Origin of the sequence: Panacibacter ginsenosidivorans (genome assembly GCF_007971225.1) — a bacterium.
Lineage (GTDB): Bacteria > Bacteroidota > Bacteroidia > Chitinophagales > Chitinophagaceae > Panacibacter > Panacibacter ginsenosidivorans.
Map to the genome: position 1 here is coordinate 1 of NZ_CP042435.1, position 17,306 is coordinate 17,306.

A 17,306-nucleotide genomic window follows, 5' to 3' on the forward strand; every position below is an offset into this window, starting at 1 on the left:
TCGTATCCGATACTCGTAAGTAGTTCTGCTACCTGTTTTAAAGAAATGCCTGTATGGTTGAATATTATACTTACTTCTTTTTTTTACAAAATTTACTTTACTGCTTATAATATGTTCATTAAGCCGGTGTAGATTCTCTAATAACCACAGGCAACTGCTGCAATGTATTTGGGGCAGGTAAAAGGTAACGTGGGATTGGGTTTTATCGGTATAATCAAGAAGAGAGCGCTGTATCTTTTCATCATTAAGAAAATTGAATTTATCTTTTCGTACAACTACCTTTCTGTTACTACCGGGATTTTTTGAAATGGAATAATAATCACACAGGCCATTTGTGTTTAATATGCCGTATACCATTTTGCAACCTTCACAGCAAAAATTTTTTCCGTAAGCACCAGTGGATTTTTACCACAATCTTCCCCACAATGATAACAGGTTGTTTGTTGATGAATAGTCTGTTGGTCCATGTTGATTTTATGTAAACGCTGCAAAGCTATCCTCAATGAACGCCTGCGTTGCTGATGCGTCTCAACTATAAACATGATCATGGTCATGTAACCCAGGAAAGAGGCTGACCAGAATCATATTGTTTGGCAGAAAGCATTTCTATTTTCGTACGATGAAAAATGATTTTGATGTACCTGCTGCATTGATAAGGAAATATAACAGCCTGTTCCCAGGTATACAAGCTATCCAACTGTTCCTTCGTGGAAGGAAACAATAGACACAGGAGAGTGGAAAAATATTATTCAAACAAAATTTGCAGCAGCGAACGGTCAGGGTATCAGCCTTTACCTGCATCTTCTTTTGTGAAAGTCTTTGCACCTATTGCGGTTGTAACAAAAAAATTACAACTAATACAGCGTAGAAGAAAGATATATTGCTGCGTTAGAAAAGGAATGGGAACTTTACAGGGAGCTGATGCAACAGGCGCCGGTAATAAGAGAATTACATCTCGGAGGAGGCACACCCACATTTTTTTCTGCCACCAACCTGGAAAGAATACTTCAACTAGTTCTAAAAGATACCATCGTTCATCCCTTGCATGAGTTTAGCATAGAAGGCCACCCTAATAATACAACCATTGAACAATTAGAAACTTTATATAAACTAGGTTTCAGGCGCATTAGCTATGGCGTGCAGGATAATGACCCAACTGTGCAAAAGATCATAAACCGCATTCAGCCGTTTGAACATGTAAAATCGGCAACTGAAAATGCAAGAGCAACTGGGTTTACTTCTGTGAATTTTGATCTTATCTATGGCTTGCCTTTTCAAACAAAAGATAGTATAAAGAAAACAATAGAACAGGTAATAACATTAATGCCCGATCGTATTGCTTTTTACAGTTATGCACACGTGCCCTGGACAAGTAAAGCACAACGCCTCTTTGATGAAACAGACCTTCCATCTGCTGAAGATAAAATAGGATTATACCTGACCGGCAAGCAACTATTACTTGAAAATGGTTATGCAGATATAGGTATGGATCATTTTGCTTTACCGCATGATGCATTGTATAAAGCACGTATAGACGGAAGTTTACACAGGAATTTTATGGGTTATACCACGCAACATACCAGCGTGCTGCTGGGCCTTGGTGTATCAGCTATAAGTGATGCAGGCACTGCGTTTGCCCAGAATGATAAAACATTAAGCGGCTACTACACTGCTCTTGAAGAGTATAATTGCCTATAAAAAAAGGTTACATACTTAATCAGGAAGACCTGCTTTTCAGGAAAAATATAAAAGATATAAGCTGTATCGGTAAAACAACTTTCGCAGAAGAGCAGTTGCCTTTGCTGAAAGAATACAGTTTTTCTCAGCTATCATTACTGGCGGAGGATGGACTTGTTCAGTTTGATTCAGATGGTTGCGTGTTAACTGAGAAGGGACATTATTTTATAAGGAATATTTGCAGTGCGTTTGATTTGCATCTGCAGCGAAATAAAATTGAAAATGAAAAACTTTTATTTAGCAAAGCTATATGATCTGCAGGCTTTTTTCTTTGCTGATCACAATCATAACGGCAGGTGATGCAGGCTAATTATTTAGCCTTTACAACATTATAGCTTTGTAAAATCAGTAACCATACAGAGCGACTTAAAGCATAAAAATTACAAAGACAAGCGTAACTATTTTCAAAAATGACAAACCAGGCCAGGGAAATATTAATCACAGAAGACACACTGGTATCAGACATACAGGAAATTTTTAGCAGTTTTTATCCCTTTCTGAAAATAGAATTCTCAAAACTGCAAAGCAATAGTCAAAGCTTGCAAAAATCCAGGAAGGTTTTACCTCAGGACAGTATAAAAATATAACCAATGCAATGATGCCAGTAAAACTTAGAATAGAAAACAAACGCACCATTGCACAGGTTGAAGATGATTGCATACAACAGTTGGGTTTACTTGTGCAGATATCACGAAAATCCGGAAATGTGTGGAATACGATTTCGCTCACAGAAAACTGGACACTGGAAGAGCAGAACAATGCAGGAAAATTTATCAGTTCTGAAATGAAACTTCCGCCGGTGAAAGAATAATTTTTTTTGTGTCCAGCAACAACGGTCACTTCAGCATCGCTGTGTCACTCACTTGTACATTTCAGCTTCGGGCGGCGAGCTTTGAGCTTCGGGTCTTTCACTCGTGGCTCGCAGCTAAAAGCTCACAGCTATTTTACAGTACAAGTGTGCGACGCAACGAAGATGCCATAAAATGCTGTAGCTGACTTACAATATATCTACAGTATTAACTGAAACTAAAATAATAGATACTTCAGTTAAAACAAAGCCGGGTACCTAAAAATTAATAAGGCAGGTTCCTCAATTTTTTTTCATCTGTAATGATTACTTTACCATGTTGAATATCTATCAGCTTTTCATCTTTAAAATCTCCAAGCGTTCTTATCAGTGATTCTGTAGCTATGCCAACTGATTGTGCCATGTGTTCGCGGGAAAGATTGAGTATTGGATTTTCTTCCTGCTCTGTGCGGTATTTTCCAATAACTGTATAAGGCCGAACGCAACTTTTTTTCTTAATGAATTATAAGCAAGGTTTAGCAGGCTTTCTTCTTTCTCGGCTATATTCTGTGTAATGATCTTTATAAATGTTTGTGCTATCTGCATATCGCCTGATATGAGTTGAAGAAAATCTTCACGTGGTATAAGCATTAACTGTGCATCTTCCAGTATTTGCGCTTCTTCTTTATAGCTTGTATTTTCCATTACAGGTGTGTAGCCAAAGAAATCTCCCGGCCCGTATATGCCCGTGATAAATTCTTTTCCATCATCATTGCACCTTGCTGTTTTTACCTTGCCTGATATAATATGGTACACAGCACGGGGGCGCTGCCCTTCTTTATAAAGTGAGTATTTTTTACTGTAAGCGTTTACTTCGCGTTCATCTGATACAAGTTTAACCTTACCGGTTTTCTGAACATCTGCAAGAAAATCATTTACTGCTCCCGGGCCTTCATAACGGTTTTTTACCAATGAAGCCTTTTTTAGTCTTGCTTCTATTGCATTTAATAATTCAATGCCATCAAATGGCTTTGTTATATAATCATCGGCGCCCATTTCCATACCTTTTCGCAGATCTGTTTTTTCTGATTTTGCTGTTAAGAAAATAAAAGGAATGGCAGATGTCTCTTTGTGCTTACTTAACAGGTGAAGCACGCCATAGCCATCCAGCACCGGCATCATAATATCGCATACGATGAGGTCTGGTAATTCTTTCAAAGCAATTTCTACGCCCTGTTTTCCATTCTCCGCAGTAAGGACTTTATAATTGGAAAGTGCCACGATCTCTGCGGTATTTTCCCTTACTTCCATGTTGTCTTCTATGATCAGAATTGTTTTCATGCCTTCAGTTGAAAATTAATTTTGTGGAATATAAATGGTGAATACTGAACCTTCTTCAAGTTTGCTTTTAATTTCAATTCTTCCATTCATCAGCTCAAGATATTTGGCTACTATATGCAATCCAAGCCCTGTGCCCTGTATGTTTGCTGCATTTTTTGCCCTGAAGAAACGTTCAAACAAATGCTCCTGGTCTTCCTGTGAAATACCAATGCCATTATCCCTGATGGCAATAATAAGATCCACATCTGATAGATCGCAGGAGATATTAATGCTTGAGTGTTCCTGTGTAAATTTAATTGCATTTGATACCAGGTTGATGAGAATATTTTTTAAAAGCTGCTTGTCAACCAATACATCGTTATAAATAGAATCGTTAAGCTGAATGTGCTGGCCGGTTTTTAGCATACCATCCATTTCCTGTATTACGTTCCGGATTATTTCAATTACGGTTACAGCCTCTGTTTTTTCCATCTGCACTTTTACCCTGCCTTCTTCGAGTTTACCCAGCGAAAGAAAATCTTCCAGAATACTTTTCATACCGCCTACTGCAGCTTTGATGCGAAGTATATGTTTGTTTATTTTTTCATCGGGTAGTTGTTCGGTATATTTTTCAAGCAGGTAAGCCGAGGAAAGAATAGTACTTAAAGGAGTTCTGAACTCATGAGAAGCCATGGTTACAAATCTTGATTTCAATTCGCTCAACTCTTTTTCATTTTCATAAGCTTCGCTAAGTTCTTCTTTTGATTTTTCAAGCTCTACCAATGCTTCCCGCAGCATTTTTGTGCGATCGTCTATTTTTTGTTCCAGTTCGCTATTCATTTCCCTGATCTCTGTAGTTACTCTTTCCAGCTCTTTCTTTTGATCCAATACAAGACTTTCCTGCTTCTTGCGAACGGTTATATCAATTACAAAAGCAATTACAAAAGTTTCGTTCCCTATTTTGTAATGACTAAGACTTACTTCCACGGGGAAAGTACCGCCATTCTTATTGGTTGCATAAAGATCCCTGCCATGGCCCATTACTCTTGGCTCAGGATGTTCATAATACTGGTGGCGATAATTTACATGCCGCGAATGTATTGCCTGTGGTAAGAGTACTTCAACTCTTTTCCCTACTATCTCTTCTTTCGTGTAGCCAAACTGGTTCTCTGCAAACTTATTAAAGTTAAGAATCTCACCGTTATGGTTCGTTACAACAATACCAATGGAAGCAAAATTAAAAAGTGCTTCCAGCTGCTGACTGCCGTCAACAGAAATTGAAACAATTTGCTTGTCGTTATTATCCTTCATACTGATTCATTCCCTTGTTATTTACAAATATAATTTACAGGGAAATTACAGCATAAACGGCAGAATAATTCATGTGAGTTTATGAAGCAGGGAACTATGTTTTATTTATCTGTTGTATCGGGCTGTTTTCGTGTAATATCTTCAATTGCATAACTGTGGCTATACTTATAGCTCTTTGCTTGGCAAGCTCAGCTTTGTCGCCTTCGAAAAGCCGGTCAACGGTAGATGTAAATAATTTTATCCACTGCTCAAAATGATCTGTAGTAAAATGCACTATGCTATGCATCTTAACATGCGCCGTCATTGGGTTGCCATTATAAGAGCCGGTAAAAAATATTACATTCTCCCAGAAATTATACATCACCGGTAAATGTTTTTCCCAATTTACTTTAGCAATATCATTAAATATATAGCCAATGGTTTTATCTGCTTTCACTTTATCATAAAAGCTGTTTATCAAAAGTTTTATATCCTCAATATTTTCAATGTCTTTTTTCATAGCATTTATTTTACAAGTAAGAAAGAAGTATCCGTTAATGCCTGCACTGCATGTTTCTCTCCCGCCCTAAAGGTAAAGCTGTCACCCTTTTTCAACAGGTATTCTTTTTCTACCAGCAAAAATAATATGTCTCCATCTAATACCAGTAAGAATGCATCTGTGGGAGAGGTGTGTGTTTTTAATAATTCGCCTTCTTTCATTTGCAGCAGTAAAACATGGAAACGTTCATTTTTATACAATTGCTTTTTACTAATGCTATCATGTATTGCCTGCTGGTAAATATTTTCTACTTTCATAATAATAATTTTTTTTGAGCCATGCTTTAGTAATGCTATGATACTTTCGTTGCGTCGCACACTTGTACTGTTTATCCCTCTGTCGACAGTCGACTGTCAACTGTCGACGGCTTTTCCGAATGTACAAGTGAGTGACACAACCGGCGATGCCACCTGCACCGTAGCCCGTAAACAAAATATCTAAAGATCTTTCCTGGAAAAATTTCTTACAGAAAACCACAATGGCAAAAATGCCCACAACAATAAAATGAATAAAGCAATTACAGAGCCTGTTGCGCTATCGAAAAAATTTCTGAATATAGCGCCTGTGTAACCCATGAGTGCTGACATATCCATGTGTAATAAAATAAGTATCCGGGTAAGATCAATTGGGTTTAGGGCTGAAAAAAGGAGCATGGGTTTTTCCATAGGGTAATCCTGGAATTGAAATAATATAAATAAAACCAGCCCATCGAAAATGATGGAAAAATAAAACCACAATAAAATGGATAGACCAATGCCTCTGGCTTTATCTCTTGTTTTTACAGATGCGAGTAATGCAATGGAAACAAAAATTACGGAAAGCAGCATGCCTGTTAAAAGCATTGTTATTCCTGTGGCATCGGGCTGATACAATAAAATGGGAATGCCTGCGCCGATAAAAAATGCCAGTAGAAATGCAAAGGAAAGACCAATAAAAATACTTAGCCACAAGGTTCTTCTTTTAACAGGCTGACTTACCAGCAGCTCAATAAATTCAGTGCTGTTGTAGACATAAATGGTAGAAAATATTATGGCAACAAGCGGCACAATTATGAGGATGATATTCAACAGGCTGATTAAACCCTTGCTGCTGCTGTCTTCCAGGCTGAAGACACTTAATGATACCGCAAGCAGAAACAAAGTATAGCCAATGATGATCTTGCTGCGCAGTATGTCAAGCATTACATATTTTATGATTTTTTTCATTTACCTTGTTTTAACCTCACCCTAAGTCCCTCTCCAAAGGAGAGGGACTTTGAAGAAGCTTACTGTTAACTGATATTTATTCTCGATTCACGTTTCACGATTGCATCACTCTTGCTATTGCTTTTGCCAGTTTTTCTTCACCTGTATCTTTACGTAATAATTCAATGGACTTATGAAAACGTAACTGACCTTCCTGTAAATACATAACCTGCGTAATGAGATCATCGAGTTCGCTAAGTATGTGAGAAGTGATCAAAATAAGTTTACCTTTTTGTTTTTCTGCGATGATCTTTTCTTTCAAAATTTCTGATGCAACGGGATCGAGCCCTGCAGTGGGTTCATCTAATATCAATACATCAGGATTAAATAAGAATGCAAGTGCGGCACTTACTTTTTGTCTGGTACCACCAGATAAGGTACGCATACGTTTCTGCATTAGTTTATCAAGACCAAACGCATGAATCAGTTCTTCGTCAATATTCGTTTTGTGTTTGCGAATGTCTTTCATCATTTCAAAAACCTGTGCGATGGTCATGTTATCAGGATACCTGCCTATTTGTGGCATATAACCAATATGTTTCCTGTATTCCCAATCGTGTATAATGTTGCTGCCTTTAAAAGTGATAAAGCCATTATCGGGTACAACCATACCCAGCAGGCATTTTATAAAAGTTGTTTTACCGCTTCCATTAGGACCAATCAATGCAATGCATTGCCCTTCTTCGCAGTTAACGGATACATCTTTCAATACCTGCAGCTTGCCAAATGATTTATTTACATTGTTTGCGATGATCATAATGGTAATGGTTTCATGAGTGGCCTGTTATCTATCAAATCTTCGGGAATGAGACTGGGTAATACTTTTTCTGTTTTATCCATTAATGTTGTAATAAAACTCCTGTACAGCATCATTAATGTTGGGTTTTGTTCTACCAGCATTGAATACATGCTTACAGGTCTGTAAGGAACATCGCCAATATTGTCTTTGTTAATATCATAGCCTTCATATTTATCCCAGTAATTATTGTTGAACGTATTTAATACAAGGCTTCCGTTGGTACTTATATCAAATGTGTTGGCCAGGTAGTTATTATTACTAACAGCAACATCTGAACAGTTGGCTTCTATCTTTAAAGCCCACCCATTACCTTTGAAAAGATTGCGTTGCACCACGATGCGATTGCCGCCTTCCATAAAAATACCACTCGTGTTATTCATGAAATGATTGCCGGAAATATTACTATCGGAAATTTCTTTCAGTAACAAACCAAAGGCTGCATCCCCGGTATTGTCTTCAAAATAATTGTTGAACATCTTTACGCCATGTGTGTACATAACCGCAACGCCTGCACCATTAAAACGAAAGATGTTGGTGATGTAAGCATTGTTATGCGCCGTCATAAAGTGCAAGCCATAACGTATGTTTTTTTCACTGGTATTTCTCCAGATAAGTGATGAGGTAACAAATTCAAGGTAGATGCCATCTCTAAATTGATGAATAGTATTATGCGTGATCTGCAGGCTATCGCTCTTCCAGCAATGAATGCCGTCGCCACTGGTTGTTTCTGTGCCACCATTACCACTTAACTCATTATCTCTTACTATACAATTAATGGCGCCTTGTATGTAAATACCAAAATACACTTCTTTAAAAGTATTATGCGTAACAGTTACATTCCTGCAATTGTAAATTTTTATGCCAGCCAATTCATTCAAACTGGAAAAACCTGTGCGCCGGATGGTGAACCCTTCAATTAAAACATCGTTCGCATGCACTGTTAGTACTTCGTATTTCCCATCACCATCCAGCACAGGTTTGTCTATCCCCTTCAAATAAATTTTCTTATCAATAACTATATTTTGTTCATGATATTCCCCTCCATGCACTATTAATGTATCGCCATCTTTAGCAATCCCAAGCGCTTGCTTTATTGCAGAAAATTTTTCTTTGGTGCCAATATGAAGTGTAGAAGCAAAAGCATTTATGGATAAAAGATTACCAGTAAAGAAAAATAATATGATAAAAATATTTCGCATTATTAGTTATATAGATCGCTCCAGGTAATAGTATCTCCGTTTATTTGTGCATGCAGTTTTGCTCTTTCATCAGTATTGCCAAATGCAGCAATATTGCCGTTCATAGGACTATGCAATATTTCATTCTTTAAAAGAAATGCAGCAGTTGATGGAATAAATTCCTTTGGATTACTGTAATCAACAAAATAAATTTCTTTTATTTCTTTTTTTTCCATGTTACCTGAATGCAAATAGGAGAGCAGGCAATGCGTATCATCAAACTTGTATATCTTGCCTTTTGTAGTAATAAGTTCTGATGCAAATCTTGTATCCATGATTGTCATTTTGCAGAAGTCGCAATTCATTTTTCCAACTTCAATTGCCTGCGGCTGTGTATTGCATGAGGTAATAGAAATTGCAAACATTACGGCAACTATTCCAGCCATCTTTGAACTCACTTTTAAAACCTTTTTTTCTTTCTTTTTTAAGATAATGTCATAAAACATTAACGCACCAATTATAACGCCTGTCGCAATAAAGATCCATCCACCTATATCAGGAACAGAATATGCTCCAAAATTCAGCAGTTGTTTATAACCGATCAATGGCGGCTGATAAGCCATGCCGGGAACTTTGATAGCTGCTTCAGGGTTTAGATTGTGACCATAGTTGTATTCCCATTTCCAAAAGTCTGTCATAGCAACAACACCAAATACCAGCAATGCGATAAATGAAAAACGCAATGCACGGCTGGTCCCTCTGAATGCAGTAAATATAAACAGTGCGGCAAAGCCTGCAGTGAGATATGGCAATATTTTGAATTCAAAAAAATCTGCTGCATGTAAGGTCTTCATTCCTATATAATGGTTGAGGCCATTAATGATGTCAACATCCCCACCCAGTTTGCCGGTATAGATCTGTAATAATAAACCTTCAGGATATTGCGGTGCATCCAGCTCTATTCTCCAGAACGGCATAAACAATACACCAACAAGTGCCAATGCGCAAATAAATATTATCACACGCATCCACAATGGCAACATTTTTTTCATAAAATAATTTTTACTTTTCTTTCAGACCTGTTTGGTTTTAAAAACCTAACAGCTTTAGATCATGTTTATTTTTTAGCAGGCGGCAATAACACTGCATCTATTACATGTATAATACCGTTAGATGCAGGAATAGATGCAACAATATGTGCATTGCCATTCAATGTAACTTTACCATCTTTCACACTAACTGTTACATTATCTCCATTCACCATTCCAAGTGTTTGACCGTCTGTTAAACTTTCTGCTTTTAATGCTGATAGAAAAACATGATACTGTAAAATGTTTTGGAGGTCTGCTTTCTTATCATCTTTCATCAAACCCTCTACAGTGCCCGCCGGAAGTGCATCAAATGCTGCATTGGTTGGTGCAAAAACTGTAAATGGCCCTGCATTGGAAAGGGATGTTACAAGGTCTGCCTGCTTAATAGCAGCCACCAGTGTTGTATGATCTTTTGAGCCCATTGCAATCTTCACAACATTTTTTTCAGACTCATCGTCCTGCACATTTTCCTGTCCGCCTGTTGCAGCCTGCTCTGTGCTTACTGCTGCTGTTGTGTTTGTTGCATCTTCAGTTGCATTGTTGTTGCAGGAAAAAATTCCTGTGACCAAAGCGAGTGAAAATATTTTTATAATCTTTTTCATGTTAATTGTTTTGATAGTGAAGTTTTTTATGAAACCAACAGCAGGATTGCTATACGGCTGTTGTTGCGTCGCACTCTTGTGCTGTATTGCATATATCAGCAAGTGAAAGGTCAAAAGTGAAAAATAAACGTGCAGAAATGTTTTGCTTTTCACCTCTCGCTTTTCACATTGTTCAAAATAGTTCTGAATGTACAAGTGAGTGACGCAACCAACGATGCTACAAGTACTATTGCAGGGCTCATAATAAAAAAACTTTTCAATGAACTTTTTAAAAGGAGTAAGTAACTGACTTACTCCTTTTTCTCATGTGTATTATTTTGCTGTACTATCTGCCGGGGGAAGATTTTTACCCGTGCTAAACAAAAGTGGCACATTGCTACCTGCAGCTGAAACCCTTACGTAGCCTTGCATTTCCTGGTGCAGTGCACTACAGAAATCTGTACAATACATTGGATAGATACCGGTTTTTGCGGGTAACCATTTTACACTTTGTGTTTCGCCGGGCATTACAAGTAATTCTCCATTGTTGTTTCCTTTGATGGCAAAACCGTGTGGTATATCCCAATCCTGTTCAAGATTGGTAACATGGAAATAAACTTCATCGTCCACTTTAATGCCTTCAATATTATCAGGAGTTATATGAGAACGAATAACGGTCATGTACACATCTACTCTCTTTCCTGTTCTTACCACTTTTGTTTCACCTTCACCTTTAGAAACATATGTATTGGCATTGTCTTCTATTTTGAAAAACTTCACACTGTTCTTTTTGATAAGATCTGCGGGACAAGCCTGTGCATAGTGCGGTTCACCAACAGTTGGAAAGTCGAGTATCAATTGCATCTTATCACCACTGATATCAAATAGCTGTGCACTTTGTGTAAGTTCAGGACCAGTTGGTAAATACCTGTCTTTTGTTATTTTGTTATAAGCAATAACATATTTTGCATTAGGTTTTTTAGAATCACCACCGGGCACACACAAGTGACCAATAGAATAATAAGTTGGGGCTCTATCTAATACTTTCAAATCTTTTACATTCCACTTTACTATTTCAGAAGAAACAAAGAATGAAGTGTATGCATTTCCCTTGCCATCAAACTCTGTATGTAAAGGACCAAGACCTGGTTTTGGTACTTCGCCGTACAATGCAGACTGGTACTTAACTACAGGGATACCGCCATAATTTCCTTCGAAGTCTTTGTTGTTAATGGCAGTTTGTAATTTTTGAAAGCTAAACACAGGAATCAATGCTGCAAGCTTGCCTGAACCAACAATGTATTCACCTGTTGGATCAACATCGCAACCGTGTGGAGATTTTGGGCATGGAATAAAATAGCACATGCCTTCAAGACTCTTTGCGTCAAGCATATTAACTTCTGTTTCTATGGTTGAAGTTGCAGAGTGCGTTTTTTCACTATATATATTGTGGGCATATTTTGTTGTAACCTTTTGCGCCTTGCCTTGTGCCAGATATTCTTCTGCTTTTTTCCAGTTAACAGCAAGAATAAAATCTTTGTCTTTTTGTGAAGCATTTACTTCAAGTAAAGTGTTTGCCTGTTCGCTGTTATAACAGGAGAAGAAGAACCAACCTTCTGAAGGTCCTTTACCTGCATGGGCAAGATCAAAGTCAATACCTGGCAAAAGAATCTGGAATGCAATTTTCATGTTACCTGTTGTTTTATCAACGCTGATAAAACTTACGGTGCCTTTAAAATTTTGTTTGTAGGTGTTAATAGGCACATCTCCATTTGCATTATCCATTGGTATGCTAAAGCGTGTACCAGCTACAACATATTCTGTGTTGGATGTTATAAATGGACTGCTGTGGTTACCTGCACTGTTGGGCACTTCAAGAATTTCATCTGTGCGGAATGTTGAAAGATTTACACGTGCCACACGTGGTGTGTTGTTGCCGTTTACGAAGATCCAGCGACCATCTATTTCTCCATTTGTTTGAGAAAGTTCTGCGTGGTGAGAATCATCCCATGGTATGTAACCATGTGATGTGTTGAGCATGGGTTTTGTTTCTTCGCTATAGCCCCAGCCACTTTCGGGATCTTGTGAGTAAATAGGGATGGTGCGGAACAACCTGCCGGATGGTAATCCATATACAGCCAATTGTCCGCTAAAACCTCCGGAAACAAAATTGTAGAATTCATCATACTTTCCCGGGGCAACGTATGCTTTTGCTGCAGCATCGCCACTTACAGCGCTTGCCGCATTTTTAGGTTTACAGGAGTCAAAGCCAAGCAAAGTTGCCAGTGCAACTGTTACTGCCAAACCTGTTTTTATTATTTTCATATTGATCGTTTTAGATATTAGTGATGTTATTATTAATTGCGCAATGATGTGCTAAGCGCTGAAGAGTGCGACGCAACAAGTGTTACATAGCATTGCAGCAGGGTTCAAAAACATTTTACTTTACACCATCATTTTTGCGCATGAATTCTAAAAGATGTCTTGCGTCATCATCGGAAAGATTTTGGTTTGGCATTCTTACCAAACAAATTTCAAGCTGTGCCTGCGCTGCAGGATCTTTATCTATCATTGCATCTGTGTTGGTCACGAAATTCATGATCCATTCAGGCGCATGTCTTGAAGTAACACCAGACCAGCCGGGACCAACCAGTTTTTCAGTGGTGAGTTTGTGACAGGCAGAGCATTTTACATCATAAACTTTTTTACCTGCATCAGCCATTGTTGCATCAAGCGTTGCACCAATATCAACTTTCGTAAACTTGCCTTCGCCTCTTTTGGGATCGTACGAAGGATTTGCACTGTTATCAGTTGCACTTACTGCATCTGAATTTGCAGTTGTATTTGCATTGTTTTCTTTTGTACCACCGCTGCAGGCATATAATAAGAAGCCTGCGATGAATATGCCGAATACCTTTTTCATAATTTGTGTTTTGAGTTTGATTTTGGAGTACAAGATTAGAACAGGAAATAGCTTGAGGATATGATTGCAATCATAAAACACAAAAAATTGATACATGATTCTTGTCATATTTTATGCTGATTTATTTTGAAAAATTTGCATTTAATATGATATAAGCAATTTTATCCGGCGTTTACATGATACAACAAGACCTGTTACTTGCATGGGGCGGAACTTTTAGAAAGTATGAAAAGAATCAGCCTATTTTCTTTGAAGGTGATAAGCCTTTATTTTATTACCAGGTAATGGAAGGAACCGTGCGTATGGCTAATATCAATGATGATGGCAAAGAGTTTATACAAGGAATATTTAAAAAGGGAGAAAGTTTTGGTGAGCCTGTTTTGTTTTTGGATGAACCATATCCTGCAACTGCAATTGCAAACGAAGCATGTGTGGTGATGCGCATAACCAAAGAAAATTTTTTGTACATACTCAAAGAATATCCTGATATACATTTAAGTATTACCAGAATACTTGCGGCACGCATTTATAATAAATCAATCCTTTCAAAAGAAATTGCAGGTGAAACGCCTGAGCACCGAATAAAAACCATGTTGCATTTATTGAAGCAACAAAATAATTGCAGAAATAATGAGCCTTACAAAGTAGAATTATCAAGACAGCAAATTGCAGACATGACGGGGCTTCGCACGGAAACAGTAATACGCATTATGCGTAAACTACATGAGCGTGGTGAATTGCATATAGAAAAAGGAAAAGTTTTTTTATGATACCAGCTCTTCCACTTCGTAGCATCAACTGTTGCGTCGCAATCCTTTAATCTGTATAACATTTGGCGACATACAAGAAAAAAATTATGAAGCAGTTTTCTTTATCAACCTGGATGAAAATTCCATTTCTTAATTTATTGATCGTAAGTTTTATTGGAATTATTTTAAGATACAAAATCGCATTCGCTTTACCCTTTGTTGATCAAAAATTTTTACTGCATGCACATTCTCATTTCGCTTTCTCAGGCTGGCTTTCGCAATTGTTGATGGCTTTTATTGTTCAATACCTTCAAAGCAAAAAGAGAGACCTTGATTTGCGAAAATATAATGCGCTGCTTTGGATAAACCTTATCAGTGCTTATGGTATGCTCTTTTCTTTTCCATTTGAGGGTTATGCTGCCGTATCAATTTCATTTTCTACACTATCTGTGTTTGATGCCTACGTATTTGCATTCGTAGTTTGGAGAGACCTGAATAAGTTACCGCTAAAAAGTATCAGTCATTACTGGTTTAAAGCCGCATTAGTATTCAATGCAGTTTCTTCGCTTGGCGCATTTGCTTTAGGGTACATGATGGCAAATAAGATCGCATCGCAGGAATGGTACCTGGCGGCAGTTTATTTTTTCCTGCATTTTCAATACAACGGCTGGTTCTTCTTTACAGCGATGGGTTTGTTAATACAGTGGTTAATTGATCGAGACATTGCAGTAAATACAAACTCATCAAAAAAAATGTTCTGGTTATTTTTTGCCGCATCAATACCTGCTTATCTTCTTTCTGTTTTATGGCTGCCTATGCCTTTATGGCTTTATGTTTTGGTCGTTGCTTCGGGAGCTGCACAAATAATTGGCTTTATTATGTTGATTAAGCATATAAAACAGCATGCAACAGACATTACAAATATCATAAGCAACCCGGTGAAATGGCTATGGATATTGAGTTGCATAGCACTTGGTATAAAATTATTATTGCAGGCAGGATCAACTATTCCTTCATTAAATATGGTGGCTTATGGATTCAGGCCTATCGTTATAGGTTATCTGCACCTTGTATTGCTGGGTGTGCTTTCTATTTTCTTAATTGGGTACTTTCTTACTATAACCAAAATAGAATATTTGTCTATATTGAAAAAAGGGTTGATCTTATTTGTCTCCGGTATTATTATCAATGAAATATTATTAATGCTGCAGGGTGTTAATGGTATAATGTATAATAACATTGCTTATATTAATTATTTTTTATTGTCTGCAGCGGTGATCATGTTTTTGGGCTTGGCATTTATAAACAGGTACATCTGGAAATAAAACTGATCTCTATCACCCAAACTGTTCACTTCCGTCAGTTTTATGCATTTTTTATTTGATCAATTTGCACCGGTAAAATGATGAAACTTATTACACAACCAGGCTGGCCAGTTTTAAGATATTTGCAGATCATTCTTTTTTCTGCTATTATATTATATTTTGGTAAAACACTTTTTATTCCGCTTTTTTTAGGCTTGTTGATTGCTATTGTTATGTATCCCGTATGTAAGTGGTTTGAAAAGCATGGATGGAGCAGATACCTTGCTATTGCTGCCTGCCTGCTGATAATAACGCTTCTTTTTTCTTCATTATTTATATTACTGGCATGGCAATTAAATGTATTTAGCGAGGATGCACCTGCTATACTTAGCAAACTGGAAGTATCAGTTCAGCAAATGCAGACCTGGATGAGCAATAATATTGGGGTAGCCACTGATCTGAAAAATAACTGGGTTGAAAGATTTTCCGGAACGATCGGCAGTGTGCTGCAATCAACACTTCAAACAACGATCAATACGTTGTTTATTCTTTTTCTTACCCCTGTTTATACTGCTTTGTTTATGTATCACCGCAAAACTTTTGTTCAGTATATCAAGTTGATAACACCAGGTAATTATCAGCACCAACTTGATAATATCCTGCAGCAAACAATACACACTTATTTTAACTACATAAAGGGAATGGTTTTAGTGTACCTTATAGTTGGTATACTTAATAGCATTGGCTTATTTGCATTAGGGGTAAAACATCCCGTACTTTTTGGAATGCTTTGTGCCATTATGACCATCATTCCTTATATCGGTATTTTTATAAGCGCTTTATTGCCTATATCAGTAGTGTGGCTGGAGACAGGAAATATCCTGTATCCGGTGGGAGTGATTGCTGTATTTTCTTTTGTTCAATACCTTGAAGCTAATGTAATTTTTCCAAAAGTGGTAGGCACGCAATTGCATGTAAGTACATTTGCTATGTTGGTCGCAATTATTGCAGGTGGTATTGTTTGGGGTGTATCGGGAATGATACTGTTCATTCCGTTTGTAGCCATTCTTAAGATCATTAGTGATAATATTGAAGAGTGGAAACCAATTAACGTGCTGTTAAGTCGCAGGTAATATTATAAAACTATTATAGCTTTTCTATTTTTTGACTTTCTCAATTATGAGCACAGTCAATCTTTTGGCTGATGGTGATCATAAGTAAAGACTGTGATGCTGGGTAGATTTGTTATAATAAGAATTCAAATTTAGACAATGCTAGGAACACTAAATGAAACGCAAATCAATAATGTACTTTCCAGCCAGGTGATTGGAAGAGTGGCTTGTACAGATGGCAAACAGCCTTATATTGTACCGGTAACCTATACTTATGACGGATCATACATTTATGGGCAGACGAATGAAGGCATGAAGCTGAATATACTTCGTAAAAATCCGAATGTATGTTTTGAAGTGGATATGATGACAGATATGCGGAACTGGCAGAGTGTGGTTGTATTAGGAAAATTTGAAGAGCTGAAAAATAAAGAAGCTGATGAAGCCCGTGAGGTATTATTCGGTCGCGTTTTTTCATTAATGACAAGCAGCACTATACATGTACATGAACATGCAGCCACAGGTAAAGTAGATGACAGTACAAGAGTTAAACACGTGATGTACAGAATAAAAATAAAAAAAGTTACTGGCAGGTTTGAAAAGCAATAGAATAGTTGAGTTGCTATTGATAA

Annotated in this window: 19 protein-coding genes; 7 read left to right on the plus strand and 12 right to left on the minus strand. The window is 37.4% G+C overall.

What is annotated here, in order from left to right; genetic code table 11:
* The first annotated feature begins 921 nt into the window (after positions 1 to 921).
* From FRZ67_RS23515 to FRZ67_RS00015, 3 genes are all read left to right on the plus strand, one after another.
* On the plus strand, positions 922 to 1,698 hold the full coding sequence (locus tag FRZ67_RS23515) for a radical SAM protein (RefSeq protein WP_225975452.1): 777 nt from the start codon (positions 922 to 924) through the stop codon (positions 1,696 to 1,698).
* Positions 1,689 to 1,991 (plus strand): oxygen-independent coproporphyrinogen III oxidase, encoded by a 303-nt coding sequence (locus FRZ67_RS23520; protein ID WP_225975453.1) that lies wholly within the window; start codon positions 1,689 to 1,691, stop codon positions 1,989 to 1,991. The genes FRZ67_RS23515 and FRZ67_RS23520 overlap by 10 nt, the downstream gene beginning before the upstream one ends.
* A 341-nt stretch (positions 1,992 to 2,332) precedes the next feature.
* Positions 2,333 to 2,548 (plus strand): hypothetical protein, encoded by a 216-nt coding sequence (locus tag FRZ67_RS00015; protein ID WP_147187566.1) that lies wholly within the window; start codon positions 2,333 to 2,335, stop codon positions 2,546 to 2,548.
* A 262-nt stretch (positions 2,549 to 2,810) separates the two neighbouring features.
* Here FRZ67_RS00015 and FRZ67_RS23525 read toward each other — a convergent pair whose 3' ends face one another.
* The 12 genes from FRZ67_RS23525 to FRZ67_RS00070 form a co-directional block, all read right to left on the minus strand.
* Positions 2,811 to 2,948 (minus strand): helix-turn-helix domain-containing protein, encoded by a 138-nt coding sequence (locus tag FRZ67_RS23525; protein ID WP_262713654.1) that lies wholly within the window; start codon positions 2,946 to 2,948, stop codon positions 2,811 to 2,813.
* Positions 2,927 to 3,865 carry a response regulator gene (locus FRZ67_RS00020; RefSeq protein WP_225975454.1) on the minus strand — a complete coding sequence of 313 codons (939 nt, stop codon included), beginning with the start codon at positions 3,863 to 3,865 and terminating at the stop codon, positions 2,927 to 2,929. Before FRZ67_RS00020 ends, FRZ67_RS23525 begins: the two co-directional genes overlap by 22 nt.
* 15 nt (positions 3,866 to 3,880) lie before the next feature.
* Positions 3,881 to 5,155: a PAS domain-containing sensor histidine kinase gene (locus tag FRZ67_RS00025; protein WP_147187567.1), complete on the minus strand. Its 1,275-nt coding sequence runs from the start codon at positions 5,153 to 5,155 to the stop codon at positions 3,881 to 3,883.
* A gap of 94 nt (positions 5,156 to 5,249) precedes the next feature.
* Positions 5,250 to 5,654 (minus strand): group III truncated hemoglobin, encoded by a 405-nt coding sequence (locus FRZ67_RS00030; RefSeq protein ID WP_147187568.1) that lies wholly within the window; start codon positions 5,652 to 5,654, stop codon positions 5,250 to 5,252.
* A gap of 5 nt (positions 5,655 to 5,659) precedes the next feature.
* Positions 5,660 to 5,950, minus strand: coding sequence for a cupin domain-containing protein (locus FRZ67_RS00035; RefSeq protein WP_147187569.1), 291 nt, complete (start codon positions 5,948 to 5,950; stop codon positions 5,660 to 5,662).
* A gap of 180 nt (positions 5,951 to 6,130) precedes the next feature.
* Positions 6,131 to 6,898, minus strand: a complete 768-nt coding sequence (locus FRZ67_RS00040; RefSeq protein ID WP_147187570.1) for an ABC transporter permease subunit — start codon at positions 6,896 to 6,898, stop codon at positions 6,131 to 6,133.
* 94 nt (positions 6,899 to 6,992) lie between these two features.
* Complete coding sequence (locus FRZ67_RS00045; protein ID WP_147187571.1) at positions 6,993 to 7,694, minus strand: ABC transporter ATP-binding protein; 702 nt, start codon at positions 7,692 to 7,694, stop codon at positions 6,993 to 6,995.
* Positions 7,691 to 8,935: a nitrous oxide reductase family maturation protein NosD gene (gene nosD, locus FRZ67_RS00050; protein WP_147187572.1), complete on the minus strand. Its 1,245-nt coding sequence runs from the start codon at positions 8,933 to 8,935 to the stop codon at positions 7,691 to 7,693. The genes FRZ67_RS00045 and nosD overlap by 4 nt, the downstream gene beginning before the upstream one ends.
* 2 nt (positions 8,936 to 8,937) lie before the next feature.
* Entirely contained in the window at positions 8,938 to 9,966 is a 1,029-nt protein-coding gene (locus FRZ67_RS00055) for a nitrous oxide reductase accessory protein NosL (RefSeq protein WP_147187573.1), read from the minus strand.
* A gap of 65 nt (positions 9,967 to 10,031) precedes the next feature.
* A complete protein-coding gene (locus FRZ67_RS00060) occupies positions 10,032 to 10,607 on the minus strand; it encodes a fasciclin domain-containing protein (protein WP_147187574.1) in 576 nt (191 codons plus the stop codon).
* 312 nt (positions 10,608 to 10,919) lie between these two features.
* Positions 10,920 to 12,911 (minus strand): Sec-dependent nitrous-oxide reductase, encoded by a 1,992-nt coding sequence (gene nosZ, locus FRZ67_RS00065; protein WP_147187575.1) that lies wholly within the window; start codon positions 12,909 to 12,911, stop codon positions 10,920 to 10,922.
* 115 nt (positions 12,912 to 13,026) lie between these two features.
* The gene (locus FRZ67_RS00070; protein ID WP_147187576.1) at positions 13,027 to 13,509 is read right to left on the minus strand and encodes a c-type cytochrome; all 483 of its coding nucleotides are present in this window, start codon (positions 13,507 to 13,509) and stop codon (positions 13,027 to 13,029) included.
* 176 nt (positions 13,510 to 13,685) lie between these two features.
* On the opposite strand from FRZ67_RS00070, the gene FRZ67_RS00075 reads away from it, so the two are divergent.
* The 4 genes from FRZ67_RS00075 to FRZ67_RS00090 all read left to right on the plus strand — a co-directional run bounded on the left by FRZ67_RS00075 (position 13,686) and on the right by FRZ67_RS00090 (position 17,283).
* Complete coding sequence (locus FRZ67_RS00075; protein ID WP_147187577.1) at positions 13,686 to 14,279, plus strand: Crp/Fnr family transcriptional regulator; 594 nt, start codon at positions 13,686 to 13,688, stop codon at positions 14,277 to 14,279.
* 86 nt (positions 14,280 to 14,365) lie between these two features.
* On the plus strand, positions 14,366 to 15,583 hold the full coding sequence (locus tag FRZ67_RS00080) for a hypothetical protein (RefSeq protein WP_147187578.1): 1,218 nt from the start codon (positions 14,366 to 14,368) through the stop codon (positions 15,581 to 15,583).
* Between the two features lie 77 nt (positions 15,584 to 15,660).
* Positions 15,661 to 16,695 (plus strand): AI-2E family transporter, encoded by a 1,035-nt coding sequence (locus tag FRZ67_RS00085; protein WP_225975455.1) that lies wholly within the window; start codon positions 15,661 to 15,663, stop codon positions 16,693 to 16,695.
* Positions 16,696 to 16,833: 138 nt separating this feature from the next.
* Entirely contained in the window at positions 16,834 to 17,283 is a 450-nt protein-coding gene (locus FRZ67_RS00090) for a pyridoxamine 5'-phosphate oxidase family protein (RefSeq protein ID WP_147187579.1), read from the plus strand.
* Positions 17,284 to 17,306 lie beyond the last annotated feature (23 nt).

Bases quoted from the DNA above. Each gene is read 5' to 3' on its own strand.
- FRZ67_RS00070 (WP_147187576.1), bottom strand. From the start codon at position 13,509: ATGAAAAAGGTATTCGGCATATTCATCGCAGGCTTCTTATTATATGCC.
- FRZ67_RS00055 (WP_147187573.1), bottom strand. From the start codon at position 9,966: ATGAAAAAAATGTTGCCATTGTGGATGCGTGTGATAATATTTATTTGC.
- FRZ67_RS00025 (WP_147187567.1), bottom strand. From the start codon at position 5,155: ATGAAGGATAATAACGACAAGCAAATTGTTTCAATTTCTGTTGACGGC.
- FRZ67_RS00015 (WP_147187566.1), top strand. From the start codon at position 2,333: ATGATGCCAGTAAAACTTAGAATAGAAAACAAACGCACCATTGCACAG.
- FRZ67_RS00040 (WP_147187570.1), bottom strand. From the start codon at position 6,898: ATGAAAAAAATCATAAAATATGTAATGCTTGACATACTGCGCAGCAAG.
- FRZ67_RS00090 (WP_147187579.1), top strand. From the start codon at position 16,834: ATGCTAGGAACACTAAATGAAACGCAAATCAATAATGTACTTTCCAGC.
- FRZ67_RS00075 (WP_147187577.1), top strand. From the start codon at position 13,686: ATGATACAACAAGACCTGTTACTTGCATGGGGCGGAACTTTTAGAAAG.
- FRZ67_RS23525 (WP_262713654.1), bottom strand. From the start codon at position 2,948: ATGGCACAATCAGTTGGCATAGCTACAGAATCACTGATAAGAACGCTT.
- FRZ67_RS00045 (WP_147187571.1), bottom strand. From the start codon at position 7,694: ATGATCATCGCAAACAATGTAAATAAATCATTTGGCAAGCTGCAGGTA.
- FRZ67_RS00080 (WP_147187578.1), top strand. From the start codon at position 14,366: ATGAAGCAGTTTTCTTTATCAACCTGGATGAAAATTCCATTTCTTAAT.
- nosZ (WP_147187575.1), bottom strand. From the start codon at position 12,911: ATGAAAATAATAAAAACAGGTTTGGCAGTAACAGTTGCACTGGCAACT.
- FRZ67_RS00035 (WP_147187569.1), bottom strand. From the start codon at position 5,950: ATGAAAGTAGAAAATATTTACCAGCAGGCAATACATGATAGCATTAGT.
- FRZ67_RS00030 (WP_147187568.1), bottom strand. From the start codon at position 5,654: ATGAAAAAAGACATTGAAAATATTGAGGATATAAAACTTTTGATAAAC.
- FRZ67_RS00085 (WP_225975455.1), top strand. From the start codon at position 15,661: ATGATGAAACTTATTACACAACCAGGCTGGCCAGTTTTAAGATATTTG.
- FRZ67_RS23515 (WP_225975452.1), top strand. From the start codon at position 922: ATGCAACAGGCGCCGGTAATAAGAGAATTACATCTCGGAGGAGGCACA.
- FRZ67_RS00020 (WP_225975454.1), bottom strand. From the start codon at position 3,865: ATGAAAACAATTCTGATCATAGAAGACAACATGGAAGTAAGGGAAAAT.
- nosD (WP_147187572.1), bottom strand. From the start codon at position 8,935: ATGCGAAATATTTTTATCATATTATTTTTCTTTACTGGTAATCTTTTA.
- FRZ67_RS00060 (WP_147187574.1), bottom strand. From the start codon at position 10,607: ATGAAAAAGATTATAAAAATATTTTCACTCGCTTTGGTCACAGGAATT.